This window comes from Bradyrhizobium sp. HKCCYLRH3097 (genome assembly GCF_051167875.1).
In the GTDB taxonomy this organism is placed as follows: domain Bacteria; phylum Pseudomonadota; class Alphaproteobacteria; order Rhizobiales; family Xanthobacteraceae; genus Bradyrhizobium.
On sequence record NZ_JBNPTX010000002.1, the window covers coordinates 278,939 to 296,524 of the forward strand.

Below are 17,586 nucleotides of genomic sequence, written 5' to 3' on the forward strand. Positions count from 1 at the left end.
ACAGGAGCATCAAGCTTGGCTCAAGGAGCGTCAAGCGCTCCTGGACAAGGAGTTTGCTGGCACAATCACCCGAAAAGAGGCAAATCGGTTACGATATGTGTGCTGGTCCTTAGATCGCGTTGACGATGCTCGATATGGACAAGATCTCGAATTGCTTGAAGCTGCGGTCGCCAGATATGAGCAGCTACACTCAGACATCGAAGAGCTAAAACGGCAACTTGAGCAGCATCTGCCAAAGCGGAAACGTCGATGAGTAGTGAATCGAAAGCTCAGGGTACTGGTCCGCTGGAGGACCCGCGATTGATACGTAGGTCGGTGGTTGAGCCCGGCAAGAGATACCCGGATTATCGACAGACTTTACGGCACGACTTCTATCATGCGTGCGCTTACTGCACCATCATGGAATATGAAGCGCAGTCTATCGGGATGGTGATTGACCATTATGAACCGCAAAAGGCTCGTCCTGATCTCACCAACGACTATGACAATTTGATGTACGCGTGCAGCGTTTGCAATGAGCGCAAAAGCGACCGTTATCCTCCTCCGGAAGCGCGCCGCGATGGAAGACGGTTTTTTCGTCCGGATCACGACGCCAGGGAGGAGCACTTTTCCAGAGAGGGACTCCTGCTAGAGCCTCTGAGCGAAGTCGGCAAATATTCGATTTCTGCGCTTCATTTGAATCGCGCGATGTTGTTGAAGCTTCGCGATATTCGCAAGCGCGCATCAAATTGTGAAGCTCTTATTTCACACGGTATCTCCGCCCTGCGGTCACTGCCAATCGATAGCCTGCCCCAGCATATAAAGGGGCGCGCCGCGAGTACCGTAAGCCGAGTCATGGAAGCGGCCGAAACTATGAGCGATGATCTCGATTCAATCCTGAGGACAGCAGCCAAATCAGAATTGATCGACCCCGATCCTAACGCAAAAGCCTACGCTAAAGAGAGGGATGCCTTTCTAGCAAAGGTAGAGGCTCTATATCCGGGTAAACCATTTAGGCCGCTGAAGACACGCGCGACTCGAAAAGCCCGTAGATGAGCGATCATCCCGTCAAGCGTGACGATCCCGGCACCGAATCTCCTTCGGAGCGAATATGGTGACAGTGCACGAAACTCCCAGGGACGTTAGTTAAGGCGGCCGCGCTCACCCATTCACCGCAAACCCAAGCACCAACTGTCTCGGGCTCTGCTTGAATTCCTTGATCACCGCGGCCCGGACCTTCTCCGACAGCTCCGGTAGCGGCTTGGCGGTGTAGAGCTTGGGGAAGGTCACCATGACCGACGTCAGCGTGCCGTTGTTCCAGTTGAAGCCGACTGCGGGACGCACGCCGGTTTCGGCGAGGAGGTCGGCTTCGACAGCCCGGCTGTAGGCAAGTCCGTTTTGAACGGCGTCGACCATCCCGCAGCCGGCGAGGCATGCGATCAGGGGGATCAGCGCGAGGGCTCTCATGGTCGTCCACTCCAGGGTTCAGCATCCGGCGACGCGCCGTCGCCACGCATGGCGCCTGCCGAGGTTGCAGCGGCCGGCCAGCATGAATGCTGGCCACGGCCGGATCATGGCGCGACGGCGCAAGGTTTTCCAGCTTGACGCGCCGGGACAGGTTAGACTGGCGTGAGCCATCCATGAAGGCGGACAATCGTCAGGCATTGGCGTGCATGGTGCTGATCGCTGTCCTGGTGGTCGCGCTCCTGTCGGCCAAGTATCAAGTATGACGACTGCCGGTGGCGCGGACAGTCCGAGACCGAGTGCTTGCGGCAGGCCCGGGGACTGCCTCCGGTCGGGCGGCCTTGAGCGAGAATTCCGGTGCGCTAAATTGACCTCGCTACTTGGCGCGGCAGTTTCATGCACTGTCACCGCAACCGTAACCGCCAATGACGAAAGATCCGTCCCTTACCCGCCGGGGGCATCGGCCTCCAGCACGACCTTCGCCACGGGATAACGCCAGTCGTTCTTCGTGTTGTCGGCGGCCGCATCGATGCCTGCCACGATGACCGCACCAAGGATCCCGCCGTTGACGCCGCTGGCCAGACGAGCCTGGCGCGTCGCATCGAACGGCGCGACCGTGATCATCCGCTTTTGATAGCCGGGCTTTTGGCAGGTCACGGCAAGCGTGCTCGACTGTCCGCGATAGAGCGGCACGCGCACCTTCGCGGGGCTCGTCATGGTTGCGCTGAAACCGGAGGCTTCCAGTGAGCAGGAGGCCCCGGCCATCTCGACCTCGCCTCCTCCGCCGGGATTGTGAAACGTCCGCACTTCCACAAGCTGGTCACCCGCGAACTCGGGCACGCTTGCGTCGGTTCGGCGCTTCGGCTCGTAGACGTCGATTCCTCGGCTGCCCGTGCTCGACCTGATGTCGGTCACGTTGTTCACTGCGAGCGGCGCAGCACACCCGCCAAGACACGCCCCTCCAAGGATGGCCAGCCAGGTGGCCATCCAACGCAAATAGTCCATTTGAGCCCCCACAGCACCCCTACTGTTGTTGACTAGCGGTAGCAGGGGCCGATCTGGGGAACAATAGCCGCAACCTTAGGGGGAATAGAGCGACTATCAAAAACCGATGACGTTGCGGACAGGACACAGTCGCTGTCGTCCCCCAGCATCAAATACGTCGGTGGTCATGTGTCAGACGATCGCCAGCGGCGGGAATTCAGGGTCATCAACATGACGCGGTTGCTCCGCCACGACCTTCCTCGCGATCAATGCCAGGGCGGCGCGTTCGGAACCCGCACAGGTTGCAGTGACCGGTGGGCAGCCCGGATCATGGCGCGACGGCGCTGCGCTTTCCAGCAACATGTGCTGTGAGGATGCGCGGACAAACTTATTTCATCAGGCCGCTCAACACGATCACCTCTGTCCAGTCCGCTTCTGAAAAATATTCCTCTTCCATTTTTCCGAAATTCATGATTGACTGTCCCCATCCCGTGCTCCTCGAGAGGGGCGGATCGCGATCGTCACGGACGTTGGGCGCGGGATGCGGTGGCCGCAGGCGGGTCGCAGCGTGCTTGAGGCGCGCGGACGAACGACCCCGTGCGGACGTGAAATCGCGTGGTCCTGGCGCCCCGAAGCTGGCGCCAAGTCCTGGGGGTGATGATCCCCGAGGGCGACGGTGGCTATCAAGCCGGACACCGGGGAGATCGCGTATAAGCGTGAAGACCATCGCGCGGGGAATGCCGGGTTGATCCGGCTGAACCTGTGGTGACTGCCGCCTGCTTTTTCTTCTGCAGGCGGGCCATGGGTGAGGCCCTCACCCGGCATTCCCCGCGCCCTCTGTTTCATGGGGGCGAGACGACCGGCACAGCTCGGGCGCGCAAGGCGTCGCGACGATGGTTGACCGCGCCCACCTGCCCCGCCCCCCCCCTGCAACGTGATGAGGTTCAGATGGTCAGGCCGATAGGTCGTCATGCGGCGGGACTGAGCGACGTCGCCCGTTGCGTCCCTGCGGTGCGGACGCGCGCGGCTTGCAATCACCGGCTGCCGGGAGTGCGCGCACGAACAGCAACAAGATCTTACATGGCGACATCCGACCTGCGCAAAAGCGCCGCGTCCGCGGCGTGTGTTCGCATGTGTGGCCGCACGCGATCGAACCGATGGCGATCGTCGCGGTGCAGCCGCGATCGCGTCAACCGTATCGTGAGGAAGTCCCGATGTCGTCACCCACGCCCACAGGACGGCGGGCCATGCTCGTCCTGCTCGCCGTTCTCCTCCTCGGCAACATCGCCGCCATCATCGCCTGGCCGTCGCATTGCGGCACGAGCCCACGGCTCACGATCGGCGGGGTCATGCTCGCCGGCTGCGGCGAGGCCGACGCCGCTGGTCCTCACCTCGAGGCGATGCGGCGGCCGCATCGGGCGCCCGAGCCGGTTGAAATGGCGAGGGCTCCCTGACATCGTGGCCGTCACCCGTGGTCCGCGATCAGCAGCCCGCTGAGATCGAGCGCGACGACGCGTTGAGGCTGCTGCCGCGCCTTGCTGATGCGCCTCGTCTCGCCCAAGGAGCTTCCCCGATGTCCACCGCCTTCCTCTTGACCTCGCTGATCGTGGTGGCCTCGCCCGGCACCGGCGTGCTCTACACGCTCGCGGTGGCGCTGACGAAGGGGTCGCGGATGAGCGTCGCCGCGGCGTTCGGCTGCACGCTCGGCATCATCCCGGCGATGCTCGCTGCGATCATCGGGCTTGCCGCCGTGCTGCACACCAGCGCGCTGGCCTTCGCCGCGCTGAAATGGTGTGGCGTTGCGTATCTCTTGTACATGGCCTGGCAGACGCTCGGTGAGCGTGGCGCGCTCTCGGTGGAGGCCAAGGATGACGCGAAGGACGCGGCGCGCTCGGCCGGGCGCGTGGTGCTGACCGGCTTTCTGATCAACATCCTCAATCCCAAGCTGTCGATCTTCTTCCTCGCCTTCCTGCCGCAGTTCATCGCCGCGGACGACGCGCATCCGCTCGCCGCCATGCTCGAGCTGTCGGGCACGTTCATGGCGATGACGTTCGCGGTGTTCGTGGTCTACGGGCTGTTCGCGGCAGCGGTGCGCGATCGCGTCGTCAGCCGCCCCCGGGTGATGGCGTGGCTGCGCCGGGCGTTCGCCGGCGGCTTCGCCCTGCTCGGCGCGCGGCTGGCGCTGAGCGAGCGCTGAGGTGGTCGCGCTGGGGCGAAGCGGTCGCGGATGACGAGACAATCCTCAGCCACACGAAGTTGGTCAATTTGTTACTCGTCATGCCCGGGCTTGTCCCGCCTGCGCGGCCGAAGCCGCTTCGGCGCGGCGAAGGACCGGGCATCCATGGCGTTCCAAGGACGCCGATCGACGTGGATGGCCGGGACAAGCCCGGCCATGACGGTGTGGAGCGAGTGCGCCACAAACCTTAAGCCGGGTACGCGACCGCACTCCGCCGTTAGGCGTACCATCAAAAAGCGAGACCCGCCTGAAGCCATTGGCTCCAGACGGGTCTCATCAGTTCAGCAGTTCACCCGGCAGAGATCAGCCGAACTGGTTCATCGTGTTGTGCGCGCCGCCGGCCTTCAGGGCCTTCTCGCCAGCGAAGTACTCCTTGTGGTCGTCGCCGATGTCGGAGCCGGCCATGTTCTGGTGCTTGACGCAGGCGATGCCCTGGCGGATCTCGGCGCGCTGGACGTTCTTGACGTAGCCCAGCATGCCCTGCTCGCCAAAGTACTCGCGGGCGAGGTTGTCGGTCGAGAGCGCGGCCGTGTGGTAGGTCGGCAGCGTGATCAGGTGGTGGAAGATGCCGGCGCGCTTGGCCGAATCCGCCTGGAAGGTGCGGATGCGCTCGTCGGCTTCCTTCGCCAGCGGGGTGTCGTCGTACTCCGCCTTCATCAGCTCGGCGCGGTTGTACTTGCTGACGTCCTGGCCCGCCTCCTTCATCGCGTCATAGACCTGCCAACGGAAGTTGAGGGTCCAGTTGAACGACGGCGAGTTGTTGTAGGCGAGCTTGGCGTTCGGGATCACCTTGCGGATGCGGTCGACCATCTTGGCGATCTGCTCGATATGCGGCTTCTCGGTCTCGATCCACAACAGGTCGGCGCCGTTCTGCAGCGAGGTGATGCAGTCGAGCACGCAGCGGTCCTCACCGGTGCCGGGACGGAACTGGTAGAGGTTGGAGGGCAGCCGCTTCGGACGCAGCATCTTGCCGTCACGGTTGATGATGACGTCGCCGTTGCGGGCGTTCTCGGGCGTGACCTCCTCGCAGTCGAGGAAGCTGTTGTACTGGTCGCCGAGATCGCCGGGCTGGCTCGAGAAGGCGATCTGCTGCGTCAGGCCGGCGCCGAGCGAGTCGGTGCGGGTGACGATGATGCCGTCCTCGACGCCGAGCTCCAGGAAGGCGTGGCGGCAGGCGCGGATCTTGGCCAGGAAGACGTCATGCGGCACGGTGACCTTGCCGTCCTGGTGGCCGCACTGCTTCTCGTCCGACACCTGGTTCTCGATCTGCAGCGCGCAGGCGCCCGCCTCGATCATCTTCTTGGCGAGCAGATACGTCGCCTCGGCATTGCCGAAGCCGGCGTCGATGTCGGCGATCACAGGGACGACGTGGGTCTGGAAGCCGTCGATCTTGGCGATGATCTCGGTCTCCTTCGCCTTGTCGCCGGCCTTGCGGGCCGCGTCGAGGCTGCGGAACAGGTCATTGAGCTCGCGCGAGTCGGCCTGGCGCAGGAAGGTGTAGAGCTCCTCGATCAGCGCGGGCACCGAGGTCTTCTCGTGCATCGACTGGTCCGGCAGCGGGCCGAACTCGGAGCGCAGCGCCGCGATCATCCAGCCCGAGAGATAGAGGTAGCGGCGGTCGGTCTTGCCGAAATGCTTCTTGATCGAGATCAGCTTCTGCTGCGCGATGAAGCCATGCCAGCAGCCCAGCGACTGGGTGTACTTGGTGCTATCATTGTCATAGGCGGCCATGTCGGCGCGCATCACGGCCGCGGTGTAGCGGGCGACGTCGAGGCCGGTCCTGAAGCGGTTCTGCAGGCGCATGCGCGCCACGGCTTCGGCGGTGACGCCGTTCCAGGTCGGGTTGGTCTCGAGCAGCGCACGCGCCGCCTCGACCTCGGCCTGGTAGGACGAGGGGCCCTGGAGAGCCTGGTCGTTCAGTCCACGCGGTTGAAAGTTCATGTCCGTGATCCCTTGGTTAAGGACAACCTGGGACCTGTTGTAAGCACCCGGCGCCGGCGGACCAGACATTGCGCGGAAAACTTGTCACACTTTACAAACTTCTCGTGTATAGCTGTAAGGAGATTACAAGACCGGAATTTGGCCATGACCACCGCCACGGCACGATCGATCTTCATGGGCCCGCGCCTGCGCCGGCTCCGGCGCGAGCTCGGCCTGACCCAGGCCGACATGGCCGCGGACCTCGAAATCTCAGCGCCTTACGTGGCGCTCTTGGAGCGGAACCAGAGGCCGGTGACGGCCGACATGCTGCTGCGGCTGGCGCGGACCTACAAGATCGACCTTGCCGATCTCGCCGGCGACGGCGGGGCCGACCACACCGCGCGGATGCAGTCGGTCCTCAAGGACCCGATGTTCTCCGACATCGACATCCCCGCGCTGGAGATCAGCGATCTCGCCGTCAGCTATCCCGGCATGACCGAGGCGTTCCTGCGCCTCTACACGGCGTATCGCGAGGAGCAGCTCGCGCTGGCCGAGCAGCGCGCTCCGGTGCCGGCCGGCAGCGCGCCCCGCGTTGGCAATGACGGCTTCGACGCCAACGATCCCGTCGCCGATGTCCGCCGCTTCCTCGCCGCCCGCCGCAACAACTTTGCCCAGCTCGACGATGCCGCCGAGCGGCTGGCGCAGGCCATCTTCCAGGGGGCGCCGACGGGGGCTCCGCAGGTCTCCGCCGGGCCGGCCGGCTTCATCGAGCGCTTTCGCGTCCGGCATAATCTCCAGGTCCGCTACATGCCGCCGAACGTGATGCTTGGCTCGCTCAGGCGGCTCGACCTGCACCGCCGGCAATTGCTGATCGAGGACTCGCTGGACAGCGCGAGCCTGAAATTCGAGCTCGCCCGGCAGCTCGCTTATCTCGAGCTCGACACCGAAATCGGCGCGGCACTCGAGGATGGCAAGTTCGCCAGCAAGACCGCCGAGCTGCTGGCGCGCCGCGCGCTCGCGGCCTACGCGGCGGCTGCGATCATCATGCCCTATTCGATCTTCGCCAAAGCCGTCGATGCCAGGGCCTACGATCTCGAGGCGCTGGCGCGGCAGTTCGGCACCAGCTTCGAGCAGACAGCGCATCGCGTCACCACCCTGCAGAAGCCGGGCGCGGAGCGGATCCCGTTCTTCCTGATCCGCGTCGATCCCGCCGGCAACGTGTCGAAGCTGCTCGACGGCGCCGGCTTCCCGTTCGCCCGGCATGGCGGCGCCTGCCCGCTGTGGTCGGTGCACGGCATCTTCAAGACGCCGCGCCAGATCGTGACGCAATGGCTGGAGCTGCCGGACGGCCGCCGCTTCTTCTCGATCGCCCGCACGGTGACCGCCGGCGGTGGCTCCTACGGCGCGGTGCGCGTCGAGCGGGCGATTGCGGTCGGCTGCGCCGCCGAGCATGCGGGGCAGCTGATCTATACCCGCGACGGCCACGGGCCTGACGCCGACGCGCCGACCCCGATCGGCGTCGCCTGCCGGGTCTGCCACCGGCCGAAATGCGCGGCACGCTCCGCGCCGCCGATCGGGCGCGAGATCCTGCCGGACGATTTCCGGACGTCGTCGGTTCCGTTCGGGTTTTCGGCGGATTGAGCAGGGGATGGTCGTGGAACCAGGAACTGGTCGGTATGCCTGGCCGCGGGCGAGAATCCGCCGGATCGGGCTGCAAATCGGCCCGGGACGCCATGGCCCTTGACGGAACAGCCATAAACCGGACAAAGATTGCGCCAAAATGTCGCGGCGGAGGTTGGCCATGAGATACGTCGACGGCGTTGTGATGTTCCTCAGCCTGTGGCTGCTGGCATCGATGGTTCTGGACGCCGTGACGCCGCCCGAGCTGAACTTCTACATGATCGGCCCGATCATTGCGCCGGCCGCGATCATCACCGGCTTCCTGTACTGGCTCCGCATCCCCTCCCGCGACTTCGTGCTGGCGTCCGCAGCCATCTGGATGGTCTGCGAGATGACGATGGAGATGGTCACCCCCAAGCCGCTGTCGCCGCTGCTGGCGGTGGCCGCCGTCGCGCCGCTGCTGGTGGCCGGCATTCTCCTGCACGTCCAGCACTGGCGCCAATCGCGCGGCCGCTTGCCACCGCCCGCTTCGACGCCGACGACCAATCTGCCGGGCTCCTCCAACGCGATGTCGAGCCGGCGGCCGTTCTGAGCCGCGCGACGCCGCGGCAATGGCGGATAGCGTGCAGATTTTCCGTTGTTCTACGGGATCGAATGTTTACGAGGAAATCAGAAACCCCCTCTTAAGTTCCGCGGGTCCATCTGTAGCCGACACACCAGCCGCGCGGGGACCATGCTGAACGAACTTCTCGTGATCGAAGATGCCGACGTTCATCTGTCGATCCTGCGCAAGATCGCCGTGCAGGCAGGCTTTGCGACGACCGGCGTGAACTCGGTCGACGGCGCGATGAGCGTGCTGCGCCGGCGCAATTTCGAATGCATCACGCTCGACCTGAATCTCGGCGAGCGCTCCGGCACCGAGGTGTTGCAGCTGTTGGCGGACATCAAATCCCGCACCCCGGTGCTGATCATCAGCGGCTCCGACGATCAGACCCGCGACGTCACGGTCCGCGCCGGCAAGATCCTCGGCCTGAACGTCTATCCGCCGTTCTCCAAGCCGGTCGACCTCGCTTTGCTCCGACAGACGCTGCGCCAGATCGCCGCCGACACCGACCGGCAGCGCCTCGTCAAAGCCAGCATCCGCTAGCCCGAACGCACGCTCGTTTTCCCGCTTGATCCAGATCAAGGCGCCATACCTCTGCCGCTTGTTGGCTGCCGAGGGGCGAGCGGAAATGAGATGCGATGACGGCAGCGAATTCGGCCAACGAAGCAGAAGCAGTTGTGAACGAGGCGACGCCCTATGAGCTCGTCGGCGGCGAAGCCGGCGTGCGCCGTCTGGCGGAGCGCTTTTACACCATCATGGACCAGGAGCCCGGCGCCAGCCGCATCCGCGCGATGCACGACGCCGATCTCGGTCCGATCAAGCAGTTGCTGTTCGAATTTCTCAGTGGATGGTTGGGCGGGCCAGCGCTTTATTTCGAGCGGGCCGAACATCGCTGCATCATGTCCGCGCACCGTCCGTATCCGATCGGCGACGCCGAGCGCGACGAGTGGATGACATGCATGCGCCGCGCGATGTTCGATTGCGACATCACCGGCGACATGTATGCGTTGCTGGATCAAGCGTTCCTGCGGATGGCGAACGCGTTCCGGAGCCGCAAGGCGAGCTGACAGGAACTCCCCGTCAGCCCGACTTGGTGGCGGCCTCCCGCGCCAGACGCTCGGCCCGGAGCCGCTCGCGGTTGGCGTAAAAGGCCCGCTGGGCCGCCTCGTGCTCGCGCATGGCTTGTTCGGCATCAGCCCTGCGGGTGGCGTCACGCGCCCGACGCTCTTCCGGCGTGAGGACGCGAGGCTGTCTGTCTGTGTTATCGTAAGGCATGGACAGATAACGCCCAGGCAGCCGGAATGTTCCCAGCACGCGACGGTTCAGTCCGGCTTTCGTGGAAACAGCTGGTCGCGGATGTAACGCGACGTCGGCGTCAGGCTGAGTCCGTAGGGCTTTTGCCACACCGCGCGGTCGATCTCCTTCTTGTCCCCGATCTCCAGGCGCCCTTTGGCATGCTTGGCGATGAAGATAGCGTCGCTCATCTTGCGACCCGAGCGCTTGTTCTTGGCGGTGACTTCCTTCCATAGCCGCAGCCGGCCGAGCTTGAGCTTGGGAAGCTCCTCCTTGATTTCGCGCTTCAGGCAGTCCTTCGCCGTCTCCTGCGCGCGTTTGCGGCCACCCGGAAACATCCAGCGCCCGTCGGCCCGGCGCCGGACCAGGAGAACCCTTCCGCCCTTGGCGGCAACCAGCTTGGACGCCTTGGTCATGGCCCCGGAGCTCTCACCTCTCGAACAACGAAGAACAATGAAGTGGAGTCTATCAAGATTCGCTCCAACTCCCGCTCCGGAGCTTTGCGGAGATTCGGCCAGAACCGCAGCGGCCAACCAAGCTCACCGCAGCGCTCCGACCGTCGGCAGCGCTCAGTAGCAGGAGCGCGGATCGACCGCGACATACTCTCCCGACGGATATCGATAGTAGCAATTGCCCTGCGACAGATAATAGCCTGGTCGCGCCGCAGCCGTAGCGCCGGCGATCGCGCCGGTGGCACCACCAAGCACGGCGCCCGCCGCGGCACCGCCCGCCTTGCCGGTGAGGATACCGCCGAGCACCCCGCCGATGATCGCGCCCCCGAGCGCGCTGGCGCCCGGATCGACTTCGGCCGGAGGCGGCGCCGGCTCGTAGGCAACCGGCGGGGGCGCCTCGTAGGCCGCCGACGGCGCATAGACCACATCGTCAGCATAGTCCTCCGACACGTAGGTCGGCGGCCCTTCCATGGGCTCGGGATAATAGTACCAGACGCCACCGACGTCCCACCACCAGCCCGGGCGGCCGTTGTGAACCTCGTGCCGCCATCGGCCACCCTCCCAGCCGACCCGGCCGCGATAAGACTGCCCGCCATAGTCGCGCACCGCGACCCGGCCGTGCGCATAACGCGCATCCGGTCCCCGCCCGGCCATCGCCGGACCAGGGCCCGCTGCGTAGCCCTGACCGGCTCCCGGCGGACGTCCCTGCTGCGCCACCGGCGCAGGCTGACGTCCCTGAGGGACAACGGCAGCCCGCGGCGGTGCGCCCGGCTGTGCTCCCTGCGGCTGGCCGGCCATGGGGCCGGCTTGCCGCGGGATCTGGACATGGGGCTGGCCGGCCGGTTGCCCACCCTGGGTCGGCGCTTGGCGAATGACACCCGGCGGGCGGGCCTGGGGCGAATGCCCGGGGCCAGGACCAGCCTGGTCCTGGGTTTGCGCCCAGGCTTGGGCGGGGATCACGACCGCGGTCAGGATTGCGATCGCGGGCAGCCACCGTGTGCTCTGGTTGGACAACGTCATTCTCCCCTACCCTTGATCGCCCGCCGTCTGCGCTGGTTGCCGCGCACGCGGGGTGTGATGCGGATTGATGATCCCGGATCGCCGGCTTCGGCGTGTATGGTCCGGACACACCATAGTTTGCGCGACAAACGGGTAAAATCCCGACGATTTTGCGGCCAAGTCAACCTGCTGCCGTCAACCTGCTGCCGTCAGGTTAACCGAGACGCCGGCTGATTCGCCGCTCCGATCATGCAAACTCGCTAGAGCGGCCTTGCCGATCCGGTACGGGCAGATCGGCGGTCACCGGTCGGGCACGATCACATTGCAGTTGGTTCGTCCCGACATCAGGCAATCCTGCATCCGGCTTGCGGAGGTCAGGCTGCGGGCCAGCCACAAGCCGAAGGCTATGACGAGCGCCGCGAACACGAGTGCCGCCACGGCGCCACGTCTATCCGGCCCCTGCGTACTCATCGCCGATGCGCCTAGGCGGCACGCAGGCCAGCGGCCTCACCGTGGGGTTGCTGCTGCTGGCGCGATGCCGGCGAGATCGATTCGATCCGGGTACAGCTCGTCACCCAGAACAGCTGCCCGCATTCCCATTCGGAACCCAGCACACCAGCCGAAACGGGCCTCGGGCGGGCGAGGACCGCCGTCATCACGCATGCGCTGACCACGAGAGCGACGAGCGCGAGGCCGAGCGCCATGCGCCCGCGGCGAACAGAGGTCATGCCGGTCAACTCCGTTGGATGTCGCACCCGGGCGGTGCGCTGGTGCCCGCGAGGCGTGAAGCGACTCACGGCCGGCCGACCTGCGTCAGCGACGGGGATGGTTACATAGCCTCCGGCGAGCGCCATGCAAGCGCCAGGCAGGACGGATGTGGAGGAGCGGCGATAAAGCATTTGTCATCGACGCATGCGATCCTATACACACGGGCTCGCGTCGACCTCCGCTCGTGTTCACGATCTCGTGGAAGAATTGCCTGGCGGCGCGTGCAGCCCCTGACCGACCACACCCTGATCGAACACCCAAATAGCGAAGTGACGACGTCTCCATGAGAGGATTCAAGGAACCTGGATTTGCCGATCGGCAGAAGGCCGCGCAGCAGGCCCGCCAGAGCATCGTGCAGAAGTTCAAATCGCAGCCGGGACCGGACGATCCCGAAGTCGTGAAGCGACGGCAGGAGCGCGAGGCCGCCGCCGCCCGCCGCGAGCAGCAGCGATTGGAGCGCGAGGCCGCCAAGGCTGAGCAGAAGCGTCTCGAGGAAGAGGCCAAGGCCGCCGAGAGTGCCCGGCTTGCGCGCGAGGCGGAAGAAGAAGCCGCCCGCTTGGCCGAGATGGAAGCCGAGCAGAAGGCGAAGCGTGATGCGCGCTACGCCGCGCGCAAGGCCCGTGGAAAGAAGAAGTAAGCAGCGCCGCCGCCGCCGCGAGACCTGCGTGTCGTCGCGTCTGGCATCGCGCGACTCCTCAATTCATCGGCGATGGGACTGATACGGTCGTCCCATCGCACGATGCCCGGCGAGACGAGCTAGTTCTTCTTCATCATGCCGTCGTCCTTCTTCATCCCGTCCTTGGACATGGCATCGTCCTTCTTCATGGCGTCTTTCGCCATCGAGTCCTTCTTCATGCCGTCGTGGGAGATCGCGCCCTTTTTCATCCCATCGTCCTTGCTCATCTTGTCCTCCGCGAAGGCCGCCGGCGCGACGGCCACGTTGAACGCGAGAGCGGCAGCGGAGATTCCGAGGATGAGGCGGCTACGATTGGTCATGATGATCGCTCCTTCGTATGACAGGGGTCGACGGCGACGGAGGCGCCGTTCTTGGATATCGACGTTCCGATGAAGGCGATTGTTACGAGCGCGGGCGAGAATTTTGTTCGATCAAATTTGACTCGAATGCGTCCCGTTCCGGAATCGAGGACACAATTTTGCCCGGCAAGATCATGTTAGTACAACCGCGCAAGGGATTCACCGGCGGGTACGTGCGCCGCAGCAATATGTCGCTTCCCATGCATTTGGCCTCGAACGAACTGTCTAGTTCGGCTAGAGGTAAGCTCGACAGATTGGCTGGTATAAGTCACGCCAACGAACCGGGTCGGGAACCCAACCAGAAGTTGTTCAGGGGAAATCTCATGCTCACACGCCGTCATGTCATCGCATCCGCGCTCGCTGCGCCGGCCATTCTGCGTTTTGGAACCGGTACGGCCCACGCAGCAACGACGCTGAAGATCTCTCACCAGTTTCCCGGCGGCACCATCGACAAGGGCGATTTCCGCGACCGGCTCTGCCGGGTGTTCTCCGAGGAGGTTGCGAAGCGCTCCGGCGGCGAGATCGCGACCGAGATCTATCCCAACTCCTCGCTCATCAAGACCGTCGCGCAGTTCTCGGCCATGCGGAAGGGCGCGCTCGACATCAGCCTCTATCCGATGCCTTACGCCGGCGGCGAAGTGCCTGAGACCAACATCGCGCTGATGCCGGGTCTGGTCACGACCTACGACCAGGGCATGCGCTGGAAGAATGAGCCGGTCGGCAAGACGCTGAGCGATTTTCTGGCCGACAAGGGCATCATCCTGCTGACCTGGGTCTGGCAGGCGGGCGGCGTTGCCAGCCGATCGCGGCCGCTGGTGACGCCGGAGGACGCCAAGGGCATGAAGGTGCGCGGCGGCTCGCGCGAGATGGACATGGTGCTGCAAACCGCCGGTGCCTCGGTGCTGTCGGTGCCATCGAACGAAATCTACACCGCAATGCAGACCGGCGCCTGCGATGCCGGCATCACCTCGTCGACCAGCCTGATCTCGTTCCGCCTGGAGGAAGTGTCGAAGGCCCTGACCTCCGGCGCCAAGGCGTCGTACTGGTTCATGCTCGAGCCGCTGATGATGTCCAAGGCCTCGTTCGACAAGCTGCCGAAGAACCAGCAGGACATCCTCCTCGCGGTCGGCGCTGAGATGGAGGCGTTCGGGCGCAAGGGCGCGCAGGACGACGACATCGAAGTTGCCAAGGTCTACGAAAAGGCGGGCGCGAAGGTTGTGGAGCTCGATGTCGAGACCGTCAACAAATGGCGCGACATTGCCCGCGACACGGCCTGGAAGGACTATGGCGGCAAGTCTGCGAACTGCGCCAAGCTCCTCAAGCTCGCTTCCGACGTCGCGGCCTGATTGATGCACGCGCCCGTTATCGATACCGAGGCCACGACAGCCATCGGCGCCAGCGGTCCGCTGGCGCCGCTCCAGCGTGTTGTCTCGCTGCTCAATCGCATCATCGTGGTTCTGGCCGCGTTCGCACTGGTCGCGGCCTGCCTCATCCTGAGCTACAGCGTGGCGGGCCGTGCACTGTTCAAGGCCGCCAACTACTGGCAGGACGAAGCCGCCGTGTTCTTGCTCGTCGGCGCCACCTTCATGACTGCGGCCTATGTGCAGGAGCATCGCGGCCACGTCAGCATCGAAGCCTTCGTTGGGCTGATGTCGCCGCTCGCCAACAAGATCAGGCTCTGGCTGGTCGACGTCGCGAGCTTTTTGTTTTGTGCCTTCTTCACTTGGAAATCCTGGACCCTGACACATGAGGCCTGGGTCGATGGTCAGGTCTCGAATTCGATGTGGTCGCCGCCGCTGGCGATCCCTTACGGCCTGATGGCCGCCGGGATGACCCTGCTGTGCCTGCAGATGCTGCTGCAGATCGTGGCTCCGCTGACCGGAGCGCGTCGATGAGCGTGTTCGGAATTGGGGTTGCCTACGGACTCTCGACCCTGTTTGCGATGTTCGCGGGCATGCCGATCGCGTTCGCGCTCGGCGCCGTGGCCGTCGTGTTCATGGCCATCTACATGCCTGCCGCGTCGCTCGATACGGTCACGCAGAACGTCTACGAGGAAATGGCGTCGATCACGCTGCTATCGATCCCGCTGTTCATCCTCAAGGGCGCGGCGATCGGCCGCTCCCGCGCAGGCCAGGACCTCTACTCGGCGCTGCATGCGTGGCTGCATCGCGTGCCCGGCGGATTGGGCGTCGCCAACGTGTTCGCCTGCGCGCTGTTCGCGGCGATGGCGGGATCGTCCCCCGCGACCTGCTCGGCGATCGGCTCGGCCGGAATTCCCGAGATGCGCAAGCGCGGCTATTCCGGCGGCTTCGCCGCCGGCATCATCGCGGCCGGCGGCACGCTCGGCATTCTGCTGCCGCCCTCGATTACGATGATCCTGTTCGCGATCGCGGCGGAGAAATCGCTGGGACGGCTGTTCCTGGCCGGTATCGGCCCCGGGCTGCTGCTGGTGACCCTGTTCGGCGTCTATTCGGTGGTGCGCTTCCGGCAGGAATATGCGCGCGCGAAAGCCGTCTATGAGAAATCGGGCGCGTGGTCGGACATCCTGACCAAGGACGATTTTACGATGGCGCAGCGCTTCTCCGTGCTGCCACGCGTGATTCCGTTCGTGCTGCTGCTGACCGGCGTCATGGTCGCGCTCTATGGCGGCCTCGCCACGCCATCGGAAACAGCCGGTCTCGGCGGTATCCTCGCGCTCGTGCTGATCGCGATCATCTACCGCGTCTGGAGCCCGGCCGATCTCGCGCCCATCATGAAGGCGACGCTGCGCGAATCGACCATGCTGATGCTGATCATCGGCATGTCGCTGCTGTACTCCTACGTGATGAGCTACCTGCACATCTCGCAGTCGGTGGCGGAGTCCATCGTGGCGATGCACCTGCCGCGCTGGGAACTGTTGTTCGCGATCCTGCTGATGGTGGTCGTGCTCGGCTTCTTCCTGCCGCCGGTATCGATCATCCTGATGACTGCCCCGATCATCCTGCCGCCTCTGCGGGCAGCAAACTTCGACATCATCTGGTTCGGCGTGGTGATGACGATCGTGATGGAGATGGGCCTGATTCACCCGCCGGTGGGTCTCAACATCTTCGTCATCAGGAACGTCGCGCCGGACATCCCGCTGCGCGAGGTGATCTGGGGCACGCTGCCGTTCGTCCTGCTGATGATGGCCGCCGTGCTGCTGCTCTGCTTCGTGCCGCAGATCTCGACGGCGCTGCCGGATCTCGTGATGGGGCCGGATCTGAGCCGCTGACGCGGCCCGTGAATGGCGAATAGGCATTAGCGAATAGGGATCTAGCGAGTGGGCCCCCTATTCGCTACTCGCCATTCGCTATTCGCCTGTTCTTCGCGTTCAGCGCCGCTGCAACACGGCTGACGGGTGGCCGACCGAGCAGCCGGCTCATGTCGTTGGTGGCGGCCAGCAGTTTCGTCATGTCGACGCCGGTGCGGATGCCCATGCCTTCGAGCATGTAGACGACGTCCTCGGTCGCGACGTTGCCAGTCGCGCCCGGCGCAAACGGGCAGCCGCCGAGGCCGCCGGCCGCGGCATCGATGACGCGGACGCCCTCCTCCATGCCCGCATAGAGATTGGCCAGCGCCTGGCCGTAGGTGTCGTGGAAATGCATCGCCAGATGCGTCACCGGCACATCGTCGCAGACGGCGCGCAGCATCTGCTTGGCCTTGAGCGGCGTCCCGACACCGATCGTGTCACCCAGCGAGACCTCGTAGCAGCCCAGATCCCACAGCGCCTTGGCTACGCCGGCTACGGCCTGCGGCTTGATCTCACCTTCATAGGGACAGCCAAGCGCGCAGGAGACGTAGCCGCGCACCTTGATGCCGTCGGTCCTGGCGTGGGCGATCACCGGCTTGAAGCGCTCCAGCGACTCCGCGATCGAACAGTTGATGTTGGCGCGGGAGAAGCTCTCGGAGGCCGCAGTGAACACGGAAATCACCCTGGCGCCGGCGGCGCGCGCGGCCTCATAGCCCTTCACATTGGGCACCAGCACATGGAATTCGCCGGGCAGTGCAGCCACGCTGCGCATGACCTCGTCCGAGCCCACCATCTGCGGGATCGCCTTGGGCGAGACGAAGGCGCCGACCTCGACCGTGGTCAGGCCCGCCGCGACCAGCGCGCGGATGAAGGCGATGCGATCGGCGACGCTGATCGACATCTTCTCGTTCTGCAGGCCGTCCCGCGGGCCCATTTCGATGATGCGCACGCTCTCGCTCATGCC

The 17,586-nt window shown here is 64.7% G+C and carries 21 protein-coding genes; 11 read left to right on the forward strand and 10 right to left on the reverse strand.

Annotated elements, in window-relative coordinates:
• Positions 1-249: 249 nt before the first annotated feature.
• Positions 250-1,035 (forward strand): HNH endonuclease, encoded by a 786-nt coding sequence (locus tag ACQR0U_RS06860; RefSeq protein WP_434872107.1) that lies wholly within the window; start codon positions 250-252, stop codon positions 1,033-1,035.
• Between the two features lie 105 nt (positions 1,036-1,140).
• On the opposite strand, the gene ACQR0U_RS06865 is transcribed toward ACQR0U_RS06860, so the two are convergent.
• The gene (locus tag ACQR0U_RS06865) at positions 1,141-1,446 is read right to left on the reverse strand and encodes a hypothetical protein (RefSeq protein WP_315785329.1); all 306 of its coding nucleotides are present in this window, start codon (positions 1,444-1,446) and stop codon (positions 1,141-1,143) included.
• Between the two features lie 441 nt (positions 1,447-1,887).
• Positions 1,888-2,448, reverse strand: a complete 561-nt coding sequence (locus tag ACQR0U_RS06870) for a hypothetical protein (protein ID WP_316164807.1) — start codon at positions 2,446-2,448, stop codon at positions 1,888-1,890.
• 1,226 nt (positions 2,449-3,674) lie between these two features.
• On the opposite strand from ACQR0U_RS06870, the gene ACQR0U_RS06875 reads away from it, so the two are divergent.
• Both ACQR0U_RS06875 and ACQR0U_RS06880 read left to right on the forward strand, forming a co-directional pair.
• Positions 3,675-3,881, forward strand: coding sequence for a hypothetical protein (locus tag ACQR0U_RS06875; protein WP_434843009.1), 207 nt, complete (start codon positions 3,675-3,677; stop codon positions 3,879-3,881).
• 119 nt (positions 3,882-4,000) lie between these two features.
• Complete coding sequence (locus tag ACQR0U_RS06880) at positions 4,001-4,624, forward strand: LysE family translocator (protein WP_434843008.1); 624 nt, start codon at positions 4,001-4,003, stop codon at positions 4,622-4,624.
• A gap of 342 nt (positions 4,625-4,966) precedes the next feature.
• Here ACQR0U_RS06880 and ACQR0U_RS06885 read toward each other — a convergent pair whose 3' ends face one another.
• Complete coding sequence (locus tag ACQR0U_RS06885) at positions 4,967-6,604, reverse strand: isocitrate lyase (protein WP_315751623.1); 1,638 nt, start codon at positions 6,602-6,604, stop codon at positions 4,967-4,969.
• A gap of 144 nt (positions 6,605-6,748) precedes the next feature.
• Here ACQR0U_RS06885 and ACQR0U_RS06890 point away from each other — a divergent pair, with 144 nt between their 5' ends.
• The 4 genes from ACQR0U_RS06890 (at position 6,749) to ACQR0U_RS06905 (ending at position 9,874) form a co-directional block, all read left to right on the forward strand.
• Positions 6,749-8,224: a helix-turn-helix domain-containing protein gene (locus tag ACQR0U_RS06890; RefSeq protein WP_315712042.1), complete on the forward strand. Its 1,476-nt coding sequence runs from the start codon at positions 6,749-6,751 to the stop codon at positions 8,222-8,224.
• A 160-nt stretch (positions 8,225-8,384) separates the two neighbouring features.
• On the forward strand, positions 8,385-8,795 hold the full coding sequence (locus ACQR0U_RS06895; RefSeq protein WP_315712044.1) for a hypothetical protein: 411 nt from the start codon (positions 8,385-8,387) through the stop codon (positions 8,793-8,795).
• 141 nt (positions 8,796-8,936) lie between these two features.
• On the forward strand, positions 8,937-9,350 hold the full coding sequence (locus tag ACQR0U_RS06900; RefSeq protein WP_315712626.1) for a response regulator: 414 nt from the start codon (positions 8,937-8,939) through the stop codon (positions 9,348-9,350).
• 95 nt (positions 9,351-9,445) lie between these two features.
• On the forward strand, positions 9,446-9,874 hold the full coding sequence (locus tag ACQR0U_RS06905) for a group II truncated hemoglobin (RefSeq protein ID WP_316164804.1): 429 nt from the start codon (positions 9,446-9,448) through the stop codon (positions 9,872-9,874).
• Between the two features lie 13 nt (positions 9,875-9,887).
• On the opposite strand, the gene ACQR0U_RS06910 is transcribed toward ACQR0U_RS06905, so the two are convergent.
• The 5 genes from ACQR0U_RS06910 to ACQR0U_RS06930 all read right to left on the reverse strand — a co-directional run bounded on the left by ACQR0U_RS06910 (position 9,888) and on the right by ACQR0U_RS06930 (position 12,279).
• Positions 9,888-10,082 carry a hypothetical protein gene (locus tag ACQR0U_RS06910; protein WP_316164851.1) on the reverse strand — a complete coding sequence of 65 codons (195 nt, stop codon included), beginning with the start codon at positions 10,080-10,082 and terminating at the stop codon, positions 9,888-9,890.
• A 47-nt stretch (positions 10,083-10,129) separates the two neighbouring features.
• Complete coding sequence (locus ACQR0U_RS06915; protein WP_315800053.1) at positions 10,130-10,516, reverse strand: NUDIX hydrolase; 387 nt, start codon at positions 10,514-10,516, stop codon at positions 10,130-10,132.
• Positions 10,517-10,669: 153 nt separating this feature from the next.
• Positions 10,670-11,572, reverse strand: coding sequence for a hypothetical protein (locus tag ACQR0U_RS06920; protein WP_434843007.1), 903 nt, complete (start codon positions 11,570-11,572; stop codon positions 10,670-10,672).
• Positions 11,573-11,851: 279 nt separating this feature from the next.
• Complete coding sequence (locus tag ACQR0U_RS06925; RefSeq protein WP_434843006.1) at positions 11,852-11,989, reverse strand: hypothetical protein; 138 nt, start codon at positions 11,987-11,989, stop codon at positions 11,852-11,854.
• A 44-nt stretch (positions 11,990-12,033) separates the two neighbouring features.
• Positions 12,034-12,279, reverse strand: a complete 246-nt coding sequence (locus ACQR0U_RS06930; protein WP_315712050.1) for a hypothetical protein — start codon at positions 12,277-12,279, stop codon at positions 12,034-12,036.
• A 323-nt stretch (positions 12,280-12,602) separates the two neighbouring features.
• Here ACQR0U_RS06930 and ACQR0U_RS06935 point away from each other — a divergent pair, with 323 nt between their 5' ends.
• Entirely contained in the window at positions 12,603-12,956 is a 354-nt protein-coding gene (locus ACQR0U_RS06935; protein ID WP_434843005.1) for a DUF6481 family protein, read from the forward strand.
• A 119-nt stretch (positions 12,957-13,075) separates the two neighbouring features.
• On the opposite strand, the gene ACQR0U_RS06940 is transcribed toward ACQR0U_RS06935, so the two are convergent.
• A complete protein-coding gene (locus ACQR0U_RS06940) occupies positions 13,076-13,315 on the reverse strand; it encodes a pentapeptide MXKDX repeat protein (protein ID WP_434843004.1) in 240 nt (79 codons plus the stop codon).
• 362 nt (positions 13,316-13,677) lie between these two features.
• Between ACQR0U_RS06940 and ACQR0U_RS06945 the strand changes: the two genes are divergently transcribed.
• Genes ACQR0U_RS06945 through ACQR0U_RS06955 form a run of 3 tightly spaced genes read left to right on the forward strand, consistent with a single transcriptional unit; the run spans position 13,678 to position 16,604 of the window.
• On the forward strand, positions 13,678-14,700 hold the full coding sequence (locus ACQR0U_RS06945) for a TRAP transporter substrate-binding protein (protein ID WP_434843003.1): 1,023 nt from the start codon (positions 13,678-13,680) through the stop codon (positions 14,698-14,700).
• Between the two features lie 3 nt (positions 14,701-14,703).
• Positions 14,704-15,249 (forward strand): TRAP transporter small permease, encoded by a 546-nt coding sequence (locus ACQR0U_RS06950; RefSeq protein ID WP_315751628.1) that lies wholly within the window; start codon positions 14,704-14,706, stop codon positions 15,247-15,249.
• The gene (locus ACQR0U_RS06955) at positions 15,246-16,604 is read left to right on the forward strand and encodes a TRAP transporter large permease (protein WP_315712058.1); all 1,359 of its coding nucleotides are present in this window, start codon (positions 15,246-15,248) and stop codon (positions 16,602-16,604) included. Before ACQR0U_RS06950 ends, ACQR0U_RS06955 begins: the two co-directional genes overlap by 4 nt.
• Before the next feature lie 64 nt (positions 16,605-16,668).
• On the opposite strand, the gene ACQR0U_RS06960 is transcribed toward ACQR0U_RS06955, so the two are convergent.
• Positions 16,669-17,583 carry a hydroxymethylglutaryl-CoA lyase gene (locus ACQR0U_RS06960; protein ID WP_315751629.1) on the reverse strand — a complete coding sequence of 305 codons (915 nt, stop codon included), beginning with the start codon at positions 17,581-17,583 and terminating at the stop codon, positions 16,669-16,671.
• Positions 17,584-17,586 lie beyond the last annotated feature (3 nt).

Bases quoted from the DNA above. Each gene is read 5' to 3' on its own strand.
- ACQR0U_RS06885 (WP_315751623.1), bottom strand. From the start codon at position 6,604: ATGAACTTTCAACCGCGTGGACTGAACGACCAGGCTCTCCAGGGCCCC.
- ACQR0U_RS06895 (WP_315712044.1), top strand. From the start codon at position 8,385: ATGAGATACGTCGACGGCGTTGTGATGTTCCTCAGCCTGTGGCTGCTG.
- ACQR0U_RS06920 (WP_434843007.1), bottom strand. From the start codon at position 11,572: ATGACGTTGTCCAACCAGAGCACACGGTGGCTGCCCGCGATCGCAATC.
- ACQR0U_RS06870 (WP_316164807.1), bottom strand. From the start codon at position 2,448: ATGGACTATTTGCGTTGGATGGCCACCTGGCTGGCCATCCTTGGAGGG.
- ACQR0U_RS06960 (WP_315751629.1), bottom strand. From the start codon at position 17,583: ATGAGCGAGAGCGTGCGCATCATCGAAATGGGCCCGCGGGACGGCCTG.
- ACQR0U_RS06905 (WP_316164804.1), top strand. From the start codon at position 9,446: ATGACGGCAGCGAATTCGGCCAACGAAGCAGAAGCAGTTGTGAACGAG.
- ACQR0U_RS06955 (WP_315712058.1), top strand. From the start codon at position 15,246: ATGAGCGTGTTCGGAATTGGGGTTGCCTACGGACTCTCGACCCTGTTT.
- ACQR0U_RS06935 (WP_434843005.1), top strand. From the start codon at position 12,603: ATGAGAGGATTCAAGGAACCTGGATTTGCCGATCGGCAGAAGGCCGCG.
- ACQR0U_RS06865 (WP_315785329.1), bottom strand. From the start codon at position 1,446: ATGAGAGCCCTCGCGCTGATCCCCCTGATCGCATGCCTCGCCGGCTGC.
- ACQR0U_RS06900 (WP_315712626.1), top strand. From the start codon at position 8,937: ATGCTGAACGAACTTCTCGTGATCGAAGATGCCGACGTTCATCTGTCG.
- ACQR0U_RS06945 (WP_434843003.1), top strand. From the start codon at position 13,678: ATGCTCACACGCCGTCATGTCATCGCATCCGCGCTCGCTGCGCCGGCC.
- ACQR0U_RS06940 (WP_434843004.1), bottom strand. From the start codon at position 13,315: ATGACCAATCGTAGCCGCCTCATCCTCGGAATCTCCGCTGCCGCTCTC.
- ACQR0U_RS06950 (WP_315751628.1), top strand. From the start codon at position 14,704: ATGCACGCGCCCGTTATCGATACCGAGGCCACGACAGCCATCGGCGCC.
- ACQR0U_RS06880 (WP_434843008.1), top strand. From the start codon at position 4,001: ATGTCCACCGCCTTCCTCTTGACCTCGCTGATCGTGGTGGCCTCGCCC.
- ACQR0U_RS06875 (WP_434843009.1), top strand. From the start codon at position 3,675: ATGCTCGTCCTGCTCGCCGTTCTCCTCCTCGGCAACATCGCCGCCATC.
- ACQR0U_RS06910 (WP_316164851.1), bottom strand. From the start codon at position 10,082: ATGCCTTACGATAACACAGACAGACAGCCTCGCGTCCTCACGCCGGAA.
- ACQR0U_RS06890 (WP_315712042.1), top strand. From the start codon at position 6,749: ATGACCACCGCCACGGCACGATCGATCTTCATGGGCCCGCGCCTGCGC.
- ACQR0U_RS06860 (WP_434872107.1), top strand. From the start codon at position 250: ATGAGTAGTGAATCGAAAGCTCAGGGTACTGGTCCGCTGGAGGACCCG.
- ACQR0U_RS06915 (WP_315800053.1), bottom strand. From the start codon at position 10,516: ATGACCAAGGCGTCCAAGCTGGTTGCCGCCAAGGGCGGAAGGGTTCTC.
- ACQR0U_RS06930 (WP_315712050.1), bottom strand. From the start codon at position 12,279: ATGACCTCTGTTCGCCGCGGGCGCATGGCGCTCGGCCTCGCGCTCGTC.